The 14569-nt window shown below is 45.3% G+C and carries 12 protein-coding genes; 10 read left to right on the top strand and 2 right to left on the bottom strand.

All coding sequences use genetic code 11. From position 1 onward, the window contains the following. Positions 1-2: 2 nt before the first annotated feature. From rnc to GJS45_RS12725, 3 genes are read left to right on the top strand one after another with little or no spacing between them, the layout of a single operon-like run. On the top strand, positions 3-746 hold the full coding sequence (rnc, locus tag GJS45_RS12735; protein WP_162342222.1) for a ribonuclease III: 744 nt from the start codon (positions 3-5) through the stop codon (positions 744-746). Positions 747-784: 38 nt separating this feature from the next. Next, entirely contained in the window at positions 785-2641 is a 1857-nt protein-coding gene (gene nadE, locus GJS45_RS12730) for an NAD(+) synthase (protein WP_162342221.1), read from the top strand. 31 nt (positions 2642-2672) lie between these two features. Continuing rightward, positions 2673-3770: a prolipoprotein diacylglyceryl transferase gene (locus GJS45_RS12725; protein WP_162342220.1), complete on the top strand. Its 1098-nt coding sequence runs from the start codon at positions 2673-2675 to the stop codon at positions 3768-3770. An 11-nt stretch (positions 3771-3781) separates the two neighbouring features. On the opposite strand, the gene yidD is transcribed toward GJS45_RS12725, so the two are convergent. Then, the gene (gene yidD, locus GJS45_RS12720) at positions 3782-3994 is read right to left on the bottom strand and encodes a membrane protein insertion efficiency factor YidD (RefSeq protein ID WP_394351292.1); all 213 of its coding nucleotides are present in this window, start codon (positions 3992-3994) and stop codon (positions 3782-3784) included. An 85-nt stretch (positions 3995-4079) separates the two neighbouring features. On the opposite strand from yidD, the gene GJS45_RS12715 reads away from it, so the two are divergent. From GJS45_RS12715 to GJS45_RS12705, 3 genes are all read left to right on the top strand, one after another. Continuing rightward, positions 4080-5534, top strand: a complete 1455-nt coding sequence (locus tag GJS45_RS12715) for a BamA/TamA family outer membrane protein (protein ID WP_394366587.1) — start codon at positions 4080-4082, stop codon at positions 5532-5534. Between the two features lie 78 nt (positions 5535-5612). Continuing rightward, positions 5613-6446, top strand: a complete 834-nt coding sequence (locus GJS45_RS12710; protein ID WP_202928079.1) for a PorV/PorQ family protein — start codon at positions 5613-5615, stop codon at positions 6444-6446. After that, positions 6443-8545, top strand: coding sequence for a helix-hairpin-helix domain-containing protein (locus GJS45_RS12705; protein WP_162342219.1), 2103 nt, complete (start codon positions 6443-6445; stop codon positions 8543-8545). Before GJS45_RS12710 ends, GJS45_RS12705 begins: the two co-directional genes overlap by 4 nt. A 31-nt stretch (positions 8546-8576) precedes the next feature. On the opposite strand, the gene mscL is transcribed toward GJS45_RS12705, so the two are convergent. After that, positions 8577-9002 carry a large-conductance mechanosensitive channel protein MscL gene (gene mscL, locus GJS45_RS12700; RefSeq protein ID WP_162342218.1) on the bottom strand — a complete coding sequence of 142 codons (426 nt, stop codon included), beginning with the start codon at positions 9000-9002 and terminating at the stop codon, positions 8577-8579. Between the two features lie 125 nt (positions 9003-9127). Between mscL and GJS45_RS12695 the strand changes: the two genes are divergently transcribed. From GJS45_RS12695 to GJS45_RS12680, 4 genes are all read left to right on the top strand, one after another. Continuing rightward, positions 9128-11194, top strand: coding sequence for a S9 family peptidase (locus GJS45_RS12695; protein WP_162342217.1), 2067 nt, complete (start codon positions 9128-9130; stop codon positions 11192-11194). A 162-nt stretch (positions 11195-11356) separates the two neighbouring features. Continuing rightward, positions 11357-12784, top strand: coding sequence for a circularly permuted type 2 ATP-grasp protein (locus tag GJS45_RS12690; protein WP_162342216.1), 1428 nt, complete (start codon positions 11357-11359; stop codon positions 12782-12784). Positions 12785-12799: 15 nt separating this feature from the next. Next, positions 12800-13780, top strand: coding sequence for an alpha-E domain-containing protein (locus tag GJS45_RS12685; protein WP_162342215.1), 981 nt, complete (start codon positions 12800-12802; stop codon positions 13778-13780). Then, a complete protein-coding gene (locus GJS45_RS12680; protein ID WP_162342214.1) occupies positions 13777-14517 on the top strand; it encodes a peptidase in 741 nt (246 codons plus the stop codon). Before GJS45_RS12685 ends, GJS45_RS12680 begins: the two co-directional genes overlap by 4 nt. Positions 14518-14569 lie beyond the last annotated feature (52 nt).

Below are 14569 nucleotides of genomic sequence, written 5' to 3'. Positions count from 1 at the left end.
ATTTGAAATTACTTCGGTTGCTCAGAGTACAAGAGCTAACTTACGATAAGAAAGAAAAAAGGCTTGCTTCCGCTATCAAAAATATAGTGGGTAGCAAGCCTTTAAATTTATCGCTCTACAGGTTGGCCTTCCGGCATGTTTCAGCCTCTAAGGAAATCAAGTCAGGAGTAAAAATAAGTAATGAACGCCTGGAATACCTGGGAGATGCCGTTTTGGGAACCGTAGTTGCCGAGTATCTTTTTCAAAAATTCCCTTATAGAGACGAGGGGTTCCTTACTGAAACCAGATCTCGTATCGTTAACCGCGAATCCTTAAACCAGGTTGGCCAAAAAATAGGACTGCCCAAGATCGTAGAGACGGAAATGGACGGAAAAGTACCCTATTCTTTCAAATCCCTCTATGGGGATACCCTGGAAGCGTTGATCGGAGCGATCTACCTGGACAGGGGGTATTATTTTTGTAGAAAATTTATCTACAAACGATTAATCGCTCCGTTCTTTGATTTGGATAATATCATCACCACCACCATCAATTTCAAAAGTAAAATTATCGAATGGTCTCAGAAAGATAACAAGGAGATCGATTTTGAGTTAAAATCAGTAGAAGGCAGCCAGCGGTTCAAGGAGTTTACCGTAGCACTTAATATTGACGGATCTTCTTTTTCGGAGGGCAAAGGAGCTACCAAGAAAAAAGCCGAGCAGGAAGCCGCAAAAATTGCCTGCGAAAAACTTCAGATCATCCTTTAATCATGCAACCCCTCTAAAAGGGGAGAAAAACCAACCCTATGTCTCAACTACATATAGCCGGTGCCACCCTGAATCAGACGCCATTGGACTGGGAAGGGAATTTTGACAATATTTTGCAGGCCGTCCAAAAGGCAAAAGAACAACAGGTAGCCTTGTTGTGCTTTCCGGAACTCAGCATCACCGGATATGGAAGCGAAGACCTTTTTTTAAGTTACTGGTACCCCAAAAAAGCCCTGTACTACCTACAAAAGATCCTTCCCTTCACCAAAGACATTACGATTTGTCTGGGTTTACCCTGCCGGGTAAAGGGAAAATTATACAATTGCATGGCCGTGGTAGAAGACCAGAAGGTCCTGGGGATGGTGCCCAAACAATTTTTGGCTATTGATGGGGTGCATTACGAGTGCCGGTGGTTTACACCCTGGAAAGCGGGCGAGGTGATCCGCTTCGATTTCTACGATTCAGCGGTTCCATTTGGCGATATGACCTTTGAAAAAAAAGGGGTCCGCTACGGGTTTGAAATATGTGAAGATGCCTGGAGAGGTGACTTACGTCCCGGATTCAGGCTAAAGGACCGAAATGCAGCATTGATTTTTAATCCCAGTGCCAGCCACTTTGCGATGGGCAAAAGTGAGCAACGGGAAATACTGGTAAGAGAAAGTTCCGAAGTGCTGGAAGCAGCTTATTTTTACGTTAATTTGCTTGGCAATGAAAGTGGTAGAATGATTTTCGACGGGGAAATACTCTTCGCAAACCGGGGGGAAATCCTGGTCAAAAATCCGCTGTTGTCTTTTCAAAACTACCAATTGGTACACTTCCATTTCCCTCTTGACCAACCCTTGACCGCGGAAAGCAAGTCCATTGAGCACGACAAAAACGAAGAATTTACGGCAGCTGCCACCCTTGCGCTATTTGATTACCTGCGAAAAAGCCGAAGCAAAGGATTTGTTCTTTCCCTGAGCGGCGGAGCAGATTCCTCCACCATTGCTGTGCTGGTAGCGGAAATGGTAAAAAGGGGAATCAGGGATCTGGGGATTCCCTTATTTCTGGAAAAAATTCACCGTAGCGAAGACATTGATCCCAAGAGTAGTATCAAAGATATAATCGGGAAGATTTTCATTACAGCTTACCAAAGCACCCGCAACTCGTCCACGGACACCTTGCAAAGTGCGAAGACGCTGGCTGGAAGTCTCGGTGCCACTTTTCACCACTGGTCTATTGATGAGGAGGTAGCTGGCTATACCCGAAAAATCGAAACCGCCCTGGGCAGAAACCTGGACTGGTCCGGCGATGATATTGCCTTGCAAAACATACAGGCACGTGCAAGATCTCCCATTATCTGGATGCTGGCAAATATTCATCAGGCTTTGCTCCTAAGCACATCGAACAGAAGCGAAGGGGACGTCGGCTACGCCACGATGGACGGAGATACAAGCGGAGGACTCTCTCCTATTGCTGCCGTGCCCAAAGATTTTATTCTGCAATGGCTGCGTTGGGCTGAAAAAGAACTGGGATACGAGGGACTAAAAGAGGTGAATGCACTTCAACCAACTGCAGAACTACGTCCGTTGGAATCCAGGCAGACGGATGAAGAAGACCTGATGCCCTATCCTGTCATCACAGCCATAGAAAAACTGGCCATTCGGGACAAACGATCTCCGGCTGACATCTACCTGATTTTGAAAGAAGAACTTTCTCTTGAATCGGCCCTATTAAAAACTTACATTAGAAAGTTCTTTGGACTGTGGTCCAGAAACCAATGGAAAAGGGAGCGGCTGGCACCCTCTTTTCACCTGGATGAATTCAATGTCGATCCGAAAACCTGGTACCGTTTTCCCATTTTATCCGGAGGGTATCAGAAGGAATTAGATGAAATGGATAGTTTAGAAGAATAAAGTAAGGCAACAGCGTAAAAAAAATAGAAAAATGATCAATAATGTGTTGTATTACGTGGTTTGGAGTCCAAACCCGGCGGTTTTTTCTGGATTCGACAGGTTGCGTTGGTACAGCCTGCTTTTTGCTCTTGGCTTTATCGTTTCTCAACAAATCATGATTCATTTTTTTAAAAAAGAAGGTCATGATGAACAACTGGTAGACCGGCTCACCATCTATATGGTATTGGCCACCATTTTAGGAGCACGTCTTGGGCATGTGTTGTTTTACGAGCCGGCACGCTACCTCAGTAATCCCATCGACATTCTCAAAGTTTGGGAAGGGGGACTTGCCAGCCATGGAGCCGCTATCGGTATTCTATTTGCGCTGTGGCTTTATGCCAAAAAAACACCCGGACAGTCTTACCTATGGGTAGTTGACCGGATTGTGATCGTCGTAGCACTCACCGGGGCACTCATCCGTGTGGGTAACCTGATGAACTCAGAAATCGGCGGAAAAGCTACTGGAACCGACCAGGGTATTGTTTTTGCACGTGATACCGAGGACATATTAGGCACCATGAACCTGCCGATAGAATCCATAGAAGCCTACAAACCGGAGGACCGGGAGGATGAATTGCAGGGAACCGGCAGGGTTCCCGTAAATTTTGATATACGCATCAGTAAGGGAGGGTTTGATGAAAGTAACTTAGCCTCGGTTTTGGAAAGGGATGTCAAATACGCCCTGACAAGATTCAGCAGCTCCCAAAAATACATGGCTGAAAACCCTGAAACACCCCTAAATATGACCATTACGGATGGAGGCGATCATTACCTGGCGGTGGTCAAAACCTTTGGTATCGCCAAACATCCCACTCAGATTTACGAAGCAGTCACCTATTTCCTGATCTTTATCTTCCTCTTCCTGGGTTGGAAACGGTACAAGTCCGACATCCCTGAAGGCTTATACCTGGGTTTATTCCTGATTTCTGTGTTTGGAATGCGCTTCGTGTGGGAATTTTTCAAAGAAAACCAGGTGGATTTTGAAGACAACCTGACTTACAATATGGGACAGGCATTGAGTATTCCGCTGGTGTTGGCGGGGATTGGATTGGTCATTTACGCCCTTAAAACCAAGAAAATAAATCGGTGATAAAGGAGGGGTTAAGGAACCGGATCGTGTCCTTGCCCTCCCCATGGATGGCACCTGCCAATCCTTTTCAACCCCAACCAGCCCCCTTTCAAGACGCCATGTTTCTGAATGGCCTCTTTCATATACTGGCTACAGGTGGGGTAATACCGGCAAGACCTTGGGAATAAGGGGGATAGTAAATATTGATAAATCAAAATGGGAAAAATGGCAATATTTTTAACTATTTGCTTCACTTATATCGTATTTACTTCTAGTAAGGTAAATATCATCATTTAAGTTCTGCGACCCTAGACAAAAAAACCGGCAATTTTGAAATATATTCCCACGTTTTTCTTTCAAATCCTGCTTTGCTGCTGCTTTAGCTTGAGCAGCCAGTCGCTATGTGCGCAGGAGGAATCCGCAGGGAGTGCCGGGGACCCGTCCAATCCCCCGGATCAGGTAACGGTCAATAATATCTTTGTGGTAGGGAATGAAAAAACCCGGAGGAATATCATTCTGAGGGAAATGGATATCAGAACAGAAATCACCTACGACTGGGAGGAATTTGTCGAACTGCTGCTGGCTGACCAGAAAAAAATATACAACCTGCAACTGTTTACGACGGTCACACTCACCCCCTTATTTGTCGACGACGAACAGGTAGAACTACTGGTGTCGCTAAAAGAACGATGGTACATACTACCCAGCCTCATTTTTAACCTGGCAGATAGAAACTTTTCAGAATGGTGGATCAACCAGGGCAGGGATTTTTCCCGGGTCAATTACGGTATCAAGCTTGATCATAATAATGTCGGAGGCAGGAATGAAAAACTCCGGGTGATCGGACAATTGGGTTTTACGCAGGCCGTCGACCTCAATTACAGCATTCCTTATCTAGACAAAAATCAGCTTCATGGGCTGGCCGCAAAATTCAATTATTATACCAATAAAAACATCCCCATCAAATCGGTGGAAAACAAACAGTTTTTTTACCGAAACCAGGCAGAAGAGGTGCTACGTAAGACGTTCAATGCTTTTCTAACGTATAGCTTCCGGGGCAGCTTTTACAATTTCCATTACCTCACCCTGGGCATCCACAACACCCGGATCCATGAGGATGTATTGGCCGAAAACCCAAACTACTTTACCCATGACGGCGAACGACTGAAATATTTTCAAGCGACTTACCGATACCGACACGACAATCGAGACAATGTGGCTTATGCCACTCAGGGCACCTTACTGGACTTAAGTTTGAGCCAATACGGGCTTTTTTCAGGGGATGACATTAGTGAAACGGAATTTTCCATAGTAGCCAGCAAGTATACGCGCCTGGGTGATAAATTACACTTCGCAACCGGTATTTCCGGATCTGCTTTTTTTAGTCCAAGGCAACCCTACACGCTGGTAAGAGGGATCGGATACAAACCCGATTTTATTCGCGGCTATGAAATCAATGTGATCGAAGGGCAGCAGACCATCGTTCATAAAAACAGCCTTCGCTATGAATTATTAAACATTGCGTTTGACATTTCAGATTTCATGCCTATCGAGGAATTTTCCGTCATTCCCTTCAAATTATACCTAAGTGCCAATTTTGATCAGGGATACGTCAGAGATGCCAACCGAATTCCTGAAAATGCACGTTTGACCAACCAATACCTGGCGGGATATGGTCTGGGCTTAGATCTTATTGGTATCTATGATGCCGTTTTCCGTTTCGAATATTCCGTAAATAATACCGGAACCGGTAATTTTTTCATCAACGTGAAGGCTCCTTTATAAATTACTTTTTTGTTTTTAAAATACATTTTTTTGTATTAAATTCATTTGTCGCTTGGAGTTTTCCCAACTTTTCGAATCATGGAGAAATGGATCTCGACCCTTCTGTTTTTTTCCTTTTTGGGTGTCCTTACCGGGCATTCGCAAAACAGCATGGATCATTTCCCGAAAGGTGCGCTTAGCATGGGCATGGGAAACGCCAGCGTCACCCTCAATGATCCCTGGGCCGTCTTTAACAACATCGGTGCACTGGGAAAGACCAAGCAGGAGCTGCGAGCCATAGCAGGCTATGACCACCGGCTGGGCTTATCAGAACTCACCACCCTTTCCACCGGCCTCCTCATTCCCACCCGTAACCTGGGGAATCTGGGTATCGGTATTTCCAGCTATGGCGGAAAGCTATTTAACCAACAGCAAGTCGGTCTTGGTATCGCCAGGCAGCTCGGTCTGGCAAGCCTCGGAGTCAAAATCAGCTATTTTCAAACCAATATTGAAGGATTTGGGCGCAGTGCCCAGCCAGTCATCGAATTTGGAGGTCTGGCTGAACTGCTTCCGGGCTTATTTTTTGGAGCCCATGCCTACAATATCACGCGGGCGGCTATTAGCAAATCCAGTAAGGACTACCTGCCCACCACTGTAAAAGCAGGAATTTCCTACCGACCCTCGGAAAATCTCCTATTGAATTTCGAGTCTGAAAAAGAATTGCTCACTCCTGCCAGGTTCAAAGCGGGATTAGCCTATGGTTTTGAGCAAAAACTATGGGCCAGAGCAGGTATCAATACCAATCCCAATCACCTGTTTTTCGGTATTGGTTTCATGCCCAGAAGGTTTCAAGTAGATTATGCCATGAGCCGGCATTTTCTTCTGGGCTATACCCACCATTTTTCCCTCAATTACAACCTTTCCGAACCTTGATACCTCGTTTCCTTCTAGTATTTTTGGTGCCGGGCTGTTTCCAAATCCTTTCTGCCCAATCCTTACCTACGAATGATCTGGACGTCGAACGGTTCATTGAAGAACGCTTTGGCTTTCAGGACGAGGACATTCCTTATGAAGACCTCTACGAAAGTCTCCTGCAGGTTCACCTAAACCCCCTGGACCTACAGGTAGTCTCTGCCGAAGAGCTGAGGTCGCTGCATATCCTTTCCCCCTTGCAGGTGGAAACGTTTATGGCCTATCGAAGGGATTTTGGCCCTTTGCTCTCTACATTCGAATTGCAAGCCATTCCCGAATGGGACCTGAAAACGATCGAAAATATCCTGCCCTTTGTGCAATTGAATTCCAGCCAAACGCTTTCAAGCGTTCCCGGTTTCAAACGAATCCGAACAGCGGAAAATGCCTATTTTATTCTTAGGCAACGAAGGGTCTGGCAAACCAGAAAGGGATTTAGCCCGCCGGATACCCTGCCTGATGGCGCACTGAGCAGCCGCTATCTCGGGGATCCCAATGACGTGTACGCCAGGCTGCGATTGCAACAACCGGGTGATTTCAGCCTGGGCCTGACCGCTGATAAAGATGCCGGTGAACCATTCGTCTGGGATGGAGAAACCCGAAGGTATGGAATGGATTTTTTGTCTTTTCATTATTCCCTCTACAACAAAGGAGCTATGAAGATGCTCACCTTGGGCGATTATCAGCTTCAATTCGGCCAGGGACTGGTATTTGGGGCAGGGTTTTCAGTAGGAAAAGGGTCGGAAACCGTGTCTACCGTTCGAAGAAGTTCTCTGGGTCTCCGACCCTATACCTCGGTTTTAGAAACCGGTTTTTTTCGGGGAGGAGCGGTTACCTACCAAACAGGAAACGTTCAATGGACGGGTATGTATTCCCTCGCTCCCAGAAACGCAAGTATCCAGGTTCTTCAGGACAGCCTGGAATCCTCCGATGGCCATTTATCTTCGCTTGTTCTTTCAGGATACCACCGTACAGCAAGTGAAATCCAAAAAAAAGCCCGGGCCAGGGAACAAAATATGGGGACCAACATTCACTACCAGCATCCAACGAATAACCTACAGGCGGGTGCCAATTTTCTTCACACCCGATACAGCCGCCCACTGTTGCCAAGAGCCCGGATATACAATCAGTTCGAATTTCGAGGAATATCCAATACCATTGGCAGCCTTTACCTTTCCTATAATGTTGCCAATCACTACTTTTTTGCCGAGTCCGCCCTTTCCCAAAGCATGGGAAAGGGACAGGTGGTGGGCATCATGAGTAGCTTGAGCCGGCAGGTAGATTTTTCCCTGGTATGGCGAAAATTTGACCGGAATTTTCATTCGTTCTATGGCAATGCATTTTCCGAAGGCTCCCGGCCCATAAACGAAGAGGGCTTCTACCTGGGGCTAAGCTATAAACCCTCCAGAAAAATCACCTGGTCTGCTTATTACGATCACTTTTCCTTTCCCTGGATGCGGTTCCGCATGTATGCACCCTCTTCGGGCAGCGAGTGGCTTAGCCGGTTTACCTACACACCGAATAAGCAATTGGTGTTTTTCTTTCAATGGCGGGAGGAAAGAAAAAGCAGAAACCTATTGTCGGATGAGCAGTCGGATAACCAATATTTACTGGCCGAAGGCAAGCGAAAAAACGTTGTCTGGAACATGAGCTACCAACCCAGTCAATGGTGGCAGGCAAAGACCAGAATCCAACACAGCTCTTATCAAATAAATGGAACCAAAACCAAAGGCTTTGCTATTTTTCAGGATTTAACGGGCAGTGTGGGCAATTGGAAATTCAGTGGAAGGGTTTCGTTATTTGATACAGATGATTTTGAAAACCGGCAATACCTTTTTGAAAAGAATGTGCTTTGGGCCTTTTCGGTACCCAATTTTTATGGACAAGGGATGAGGTGCTATTTGCTGGCACAATACAAAATCAACAATCAATTGACCTGTTGGGCCAGATGGGCAAAAACGACCTACACCAATAGGGAAGGAATCGGTTCAGGCCTGCAGGAAATCCCCGGAAACGAGGTAACAGAGACCACTTTTCAGCTCAGGTACCAGTTTAACCGGTAAAGAATGAGCAACCTTCCTTTACCGGTTAAATTCATCCGTTTTGCTTCTTTAATAGATCTCTGATTTCCTCCAGCAATACCTCGGTTTTGTTTACGGTAGGTGGCGGAGGAGTGGGTGCGGCTTCTTCTTTTCGCTTCAGCTTATTGATCAACTTCACCATCATAAAAACGGCAAGGGCTACCAGCGTAAAATCCACTACAAACTGAATGAAATTACCATACCGAATGCTCACTGCAGCCACTTCCACCCCTGTCGGATCCACGTATGCCTCTTTTAGGACAATCATTAGCTCTTTGAAATTTACCCCTCCCAGCAATAAGCCGATGGGGGGCATAATGATGTCATTCACCAGGGAAGACACTATCTTCCCGAATGCACCGCCCATGATCACTGCCACGGCAAGATCTACTACATTGCCCCTTACGGCAAAATCCTTAAATTCTTTAATCAATCCCATGCTTTTGTTAGTTAGAAATAGTAATTAGTAACTTGAAATAAATCGCAGTTTTTCTCAAAATTGATAGTTATTGGAATGGTTTTTGAAATTAGCAGCGGCAAAATAAAAAATTTTAGATTAAAAATATGGCAAATCAATCTCAATTAAAAGCTCCAAAAGCAAAATTATTACCAAAAACACTCGACTTTCATTCCTATTCCAGAAAAGACGATTATTATTGGATGAACGACCGGGAAAATCCGGAGGTCATCGCCTACCTTGATCAGGAAAATGACTATAAAGAACAATGCCTTGCTTCCGATAAAGCGCTGCAGGAGACCTTATTCGAGGAAATGAAAAGCCGGATAAAGGAAGACGATTCCAGCGTGCCCTATTTTAAAAATGGTTATTACTATTACCAAAGGTACGAAAAGGGGAAGGAGTACCCGATCTATTGCCGGAAAAAGGAACAATTGACCCATGAGGAGCAGGTGATTCTAAATGTGAACGAATTGGCTGAAGGAAAGGAGTACTTCCATGTCAATGCCCTGGCTATTTCTGAAAACGGGAATTTGCTGGCCTTTGCCTCCGATGAAGTGGGTCGCAGGATCTATACCATTCACTTCAAAGACCTGCTCACCGGGGAAATAATAGGTGAATCGATAGGTGCCATCACTGGAAACATGGCCTGGGCAAACGATAATAAAACCCTTTTTTACGCCCAGCAGGATCCAAAAACACTTCGGTCAAACAGGGTTTACAAGCATACATTGGGGCAAAAGCAATCAGATGATGAACTGGTTTTTGAGGAAAAAGACGAAAAATTCACCCTTCAGGTACAAAAATCCAAATCCAGAAAATACCTTTTCATGGCCAGCCAGAGCACCATCTCTTCCGAGTATCGATTTTTAGCTGCCGATAAGCCCACCGAAAAATGGAAGCTCATTCAGAAAAGAGAGAAGGACCTGGAATACGAAGTGGAACACTACGAGGAACATTTTGTAATCCTGACTAATGCAGACGGAGCAACAAACTTTAAATTGGTAAAGGCACCCATCAACCAACCGGACAAAATCCATTGGGAAGAAGTAATTCCTGTGCGGGAAAATGTATTGTTGGAAGAATTCGAAGTATTTAAGCATCATCTGGTGATTTCCAATCGCTTCAATGGCTTAAGCCGGCTGGAGATCCACCGCTGGGATGGGAGCCAAAAGCACACCATCCGAATGCAGGATCCTGCCTACACGGTGTGGCTGGGAAACAACCCGGAATTCTATACCGAGGTCCTACGCTACGGGTACAATTCCCTAACTACCCCGGCCTCCATATTTGACTATCACATGGACAGTCAGGAAAAGACCCTAATGAAGCAACAAGAAGTGGTGGGTGGCCACCATCCGGAAGACTACCAGTCGGAAAGAATTTGGGCAACCGCACCGGACGGACAGGAAATCCCAATTTCCTTGGTTTACAAAAAAGACTTGTTTTCCAAAACGGGGAAAAACCCCTTGCTTTTGTATGTTTATGGTGCTTATGGGTTAAGTACCGATCCCTATTTTAGTTCCAGCAGAATAAGCCTTTTAGACAGGGGGTTTGTATTCGCCATGGCGCATGTGCGGGGCGGGCAGGAAATGGGGCGACATTGGTATGAAGAGGGCAAAATGCTAAAAAAGAAAAATACCTTTTCGGATTTCATTGCCTGCGCTGAACATCTGGTTCTTGAAAAATACACGCATAAAAATAAGCTCTTTGCCATGGGAGGAAGTGCAGGCGGTTTGACCATGGGAGCGGTTATCAACGAACGTCCGGACCTCTTCTTTGGCGTCATTGCGGCGGTTCCCTTCGTGGATGTACTGACCACCATGCTGGACGAAAGCATCCCCTTAACAACCGGGGAGTTTGACGAGTGGGGAAATCCTAAGGACAAGGAGTACTATGAGTACATCCAATCTTATTCTCCTTATGACAACGTAAAAGCACAAGATTACCCGCACCTATTGGTCACCTCAGGGCTGCACGATAGCCAGGTACAGTACTGGGAGCCGACCAAATGGGTGGCTAAATTACGGGCCATGCGAACCAATGACAACTTGCTTCTATTACATACCAATATGGAAGCGGGCCATGGGGGTGCCAGCGGGCGGTTCAGGGCATTAAAAGAATTAGCCATGGAATATGCATTTTTGCTTCGGCTGGCCGAAATAAAGGCATAGCCTAATTATCGCCACTTATTCAAATTTTGCCTAAAAATCGCCTTTGTTATGTAAAAAATCAGGGTCTTTCCCTGAAATTCATTGTAATTTCAACAATATTTACTTAATTTATTGACTATAATTTAATAGGACGACCAAATCAACTGATTTTAACTACCCCCCATGAAGGTAATCCACAACAACCAACAAGGTTTTTACGATGAAATGTTCGAAGAGAATCAGCAACTGAGAGGACATTACGACCGGTTCGGCAAATTCATTCAAAGCACTTCAGCCAAAAAACTCAGTCACCTTCAGTATTCGGCTGACAAAGCACAAATGGCCATGGGTATGACTTTCAATGTCTATCATGACAAAGAAGGCATGGAAAAAATCCTTCACCTGGACATCATTCCCCGCATCATTCCGGGAGATGAGTGGAAGGTATTGGAAGATGGACTCAAGCAGCGAATTGATGCACTGAACCTCTTTCTTCAGGACATTTACAATGAGCAAAAAATATTTAAAGATGAGATCATTCCAAAGGAGCTGATTGTCGGGAGCAAAGACTTTCTCAAGCCTTGCATCGGCCTAACGCCGCCTAAAGGCATCTGGTGTCACATTACCGGTACCGATTTGGTCAGAGATAAGGATGGCGCTTTTTACGTTCTGGAAGACAATTTAAGATGCCCCTCCGGCGTATCCTACATGCTGGAAAGCCGGGAAATCATCAAAAGGGCCTTTCCGGAACTTTTCAATACGCTTGGGGTTCGTCCGGTATCCGACTACAGCACCAAACTCTTGGAAATGCTGCAGTTTCTCTCCGATAAACCGAAACCGGTGATTGGGGTCTTAACACCCGGGGTATACAATTCTGCCTATTTTGAACATTCCTACCTGGCCCAGCAAATGGGCGTAGAATTGGTATCAGGAATGGACCTTTTGGTAGAAAATAAAAAGGTATACATGCAAACCACCAAAGGGCTGCAACAGATTGATGTGCTGTACCGAAGGATTGACGATACCTTTTTGGATCCGCTTGCTTTTAACCCGGATTCGATGCTGGGAATCCCCGGTCTTTTCGATGCCTATAAGGCCGGTAACATTGCCCTGGCCAATGCTCCGGGAACAGGAGTTGCCGATGACAAAGCGGTTTATGCCTACGTTCCTAAAATCATCCGGTATTACCTTGATCAAGAGCCTATTTTAAAAAATGTCCCTACCTACCTCTGCCGGGAAGCGGAAGACCGGGAGTATGTATTGAAAAATATCGCCAACCTGGTCGTCAAAGAAACGAACGCGGCAGGAGGGTATGGCATGTTAATCGGTCCGAAGGCAGATGCTGAAGAGCACGAAAAATTCCGGAAACTAATTCAAAATAACCCGAAAAACTACATTGCACAACCAACGCTTTCCCTTTCAACCGTTCCCTCCATCATAGACAATAAGTCTATCGAAGGCCGGCATGTGGACCTGAGACCGTATGTCTTATACGGTAAAGAAATTGAGGTAATCCCGGGAGCTCTTACCCGCGTAGCCTTGAAGAAAGGGTCACTTGTCGTAAATAGCTCCCAGGGAGGGGGCAGTAAAGATACCTGGGTATTGTACTAACCAAGAAAAACCAATATGTTAAGTAGAGTAGCAAATTCCATTTACTGGCTGGGCAGATACCTTGAGAGGGCGGAAAATTACGCCCGTTTTATAGATGTTAATTTCAACCTGATGTTGGACCTCCCGGGAGACCTGAAGGAGCAATGGGAGCCCCTGGTACTGGCTACGGGAGACAAAGACCTCTACCAGGCAAAAAATCAGGGATACAACATGCAGGAGGTTATTTATTTCCTGGCCTTTGACACCAGCAATTCCAATTCGCTCATTTCATCCGTATCCAAAGCCAGGGAAAACGCCCGAATCGTGCGGGAAAACCTAACCAAAGAAACCTGGGAAAAGCTCAATGAAACCTATCATTTTGTCAAAAAAGCTTCGGAAAGTAAGGTTTGGAAAAACGAAGATCCCCGGCATTTCTTCGAAGCCGTCAAATCCCAGATCCTACTTCTTTACGGTATCGCCGACAGTACCGTTGCCCGCACGGAAGGCTGGTATTTTCGCCAATTGGGACAATACCTGGAACGAGCCGATAAGACTTCCCGTATTCTGGATGTGAAATACCATATTCTACTCCCCTCTCCGAAAGAGGTAGGCTCCCCACTTGACTTTCTTCATTGGATGGCCTTGCTAAAATCGGTGACGGCCTTTAATACCTACCGAAGGCTTTACGGCACCATAGATCCCTCTTGCGTGGTCGAATTTTTGGTCTTGAACAAATACTTTCCCCGATCTGTATTTTTCTGCCTCCGGGAAGCCGAGCAAAGCTTATTTAAAATTTCGGGCACCAATGGATCCGGATTCTCCAATTCGGCGGAAAAATCCATGGGAGAACTGCGGTCTAAACTTGAGTTTGATGATGTCAGCGATATCATCGCTACAGGACTTCACGAATACCTCGAACACCTTCAGGTAAAAATCAATTTTATATCCAATCAGATAAACGATAATTATTTCCAAATAAAAGATAACTTTGTAAGCCAAACTATGGAGCAAGGATGACATTTTGTATTGGAATTAAGACAAAACACGGGATTGTAGGGCTAGCGGATACCAGAATTACCTCAGGCAACGAAACGACTACATCTAAAAAACTATATACCGTCAATCGAAAAAAACACTCGTTCTTTATTATGACATCGGGCCTGCGCTCGGTCCGGGACAAGGCCATCACCTATTTTGGAGAGCTAATCGAAAGAGAAGATGCCTCCTTTGATCGGTTGTACAAAGCGGTCAACGGATTTGCCGACCAGGTAAAAAGAGTGGCTGAAGAAGACATGGATTCATTGGAAAAATCCGGTTTCACTTTCAACCTTTATTCCATCATCGGTGGACAGTTGGAAGAAGACAAAGAGCCCCGGCTTTTTTTATTGTATCCGCAGGGTAACTGGATAGAAATCCGGCAGGGAACCCCTTTTGTCATTATTGGTAATACTGGTTTCGGCAACCCAGTGCTGCGAAGGTCGTTAAAGTATGAAGAGCCGCTTTATTTTGCCTTAAAAAGTGCCTTCCTGGCTTTCGATGCCACTCGAATCAGCGCAAATGACGTAGACTATCCGATAGACACCGTCATACTTGAAAACAATAGTTATCAAATTATTGAAAACCGGTTTGAACAGCACGAATTGCATCATTTATCGGAATTTTGGAATAATTCGTTGAAAGAAGCCATTCATAAATTGCCAGCCGATATCTTAAAAAAAGCGTTCTTTCACGAAGAAATGGAAGAAAGCGAATAGATTTCCCTCCATTTGATGGCCACAGATGCCGGGTTTCCTTTCCCCTAAAATG

The sequence above is a fragment of the Cyclobacterium salsum genome, from assembly GCF_010119245.1.
In the GTDB taxonomy this organism is placed as follows: Bacteria; Bacteroidota; Bacteroidia; order Cytophagales; family Cyclobacteriaceae; genus Cyclobacterium; species Cyclobacterium salsum.
This window is presented reverse-complemented; position numbering and strand designations above follow the sequence as displayed.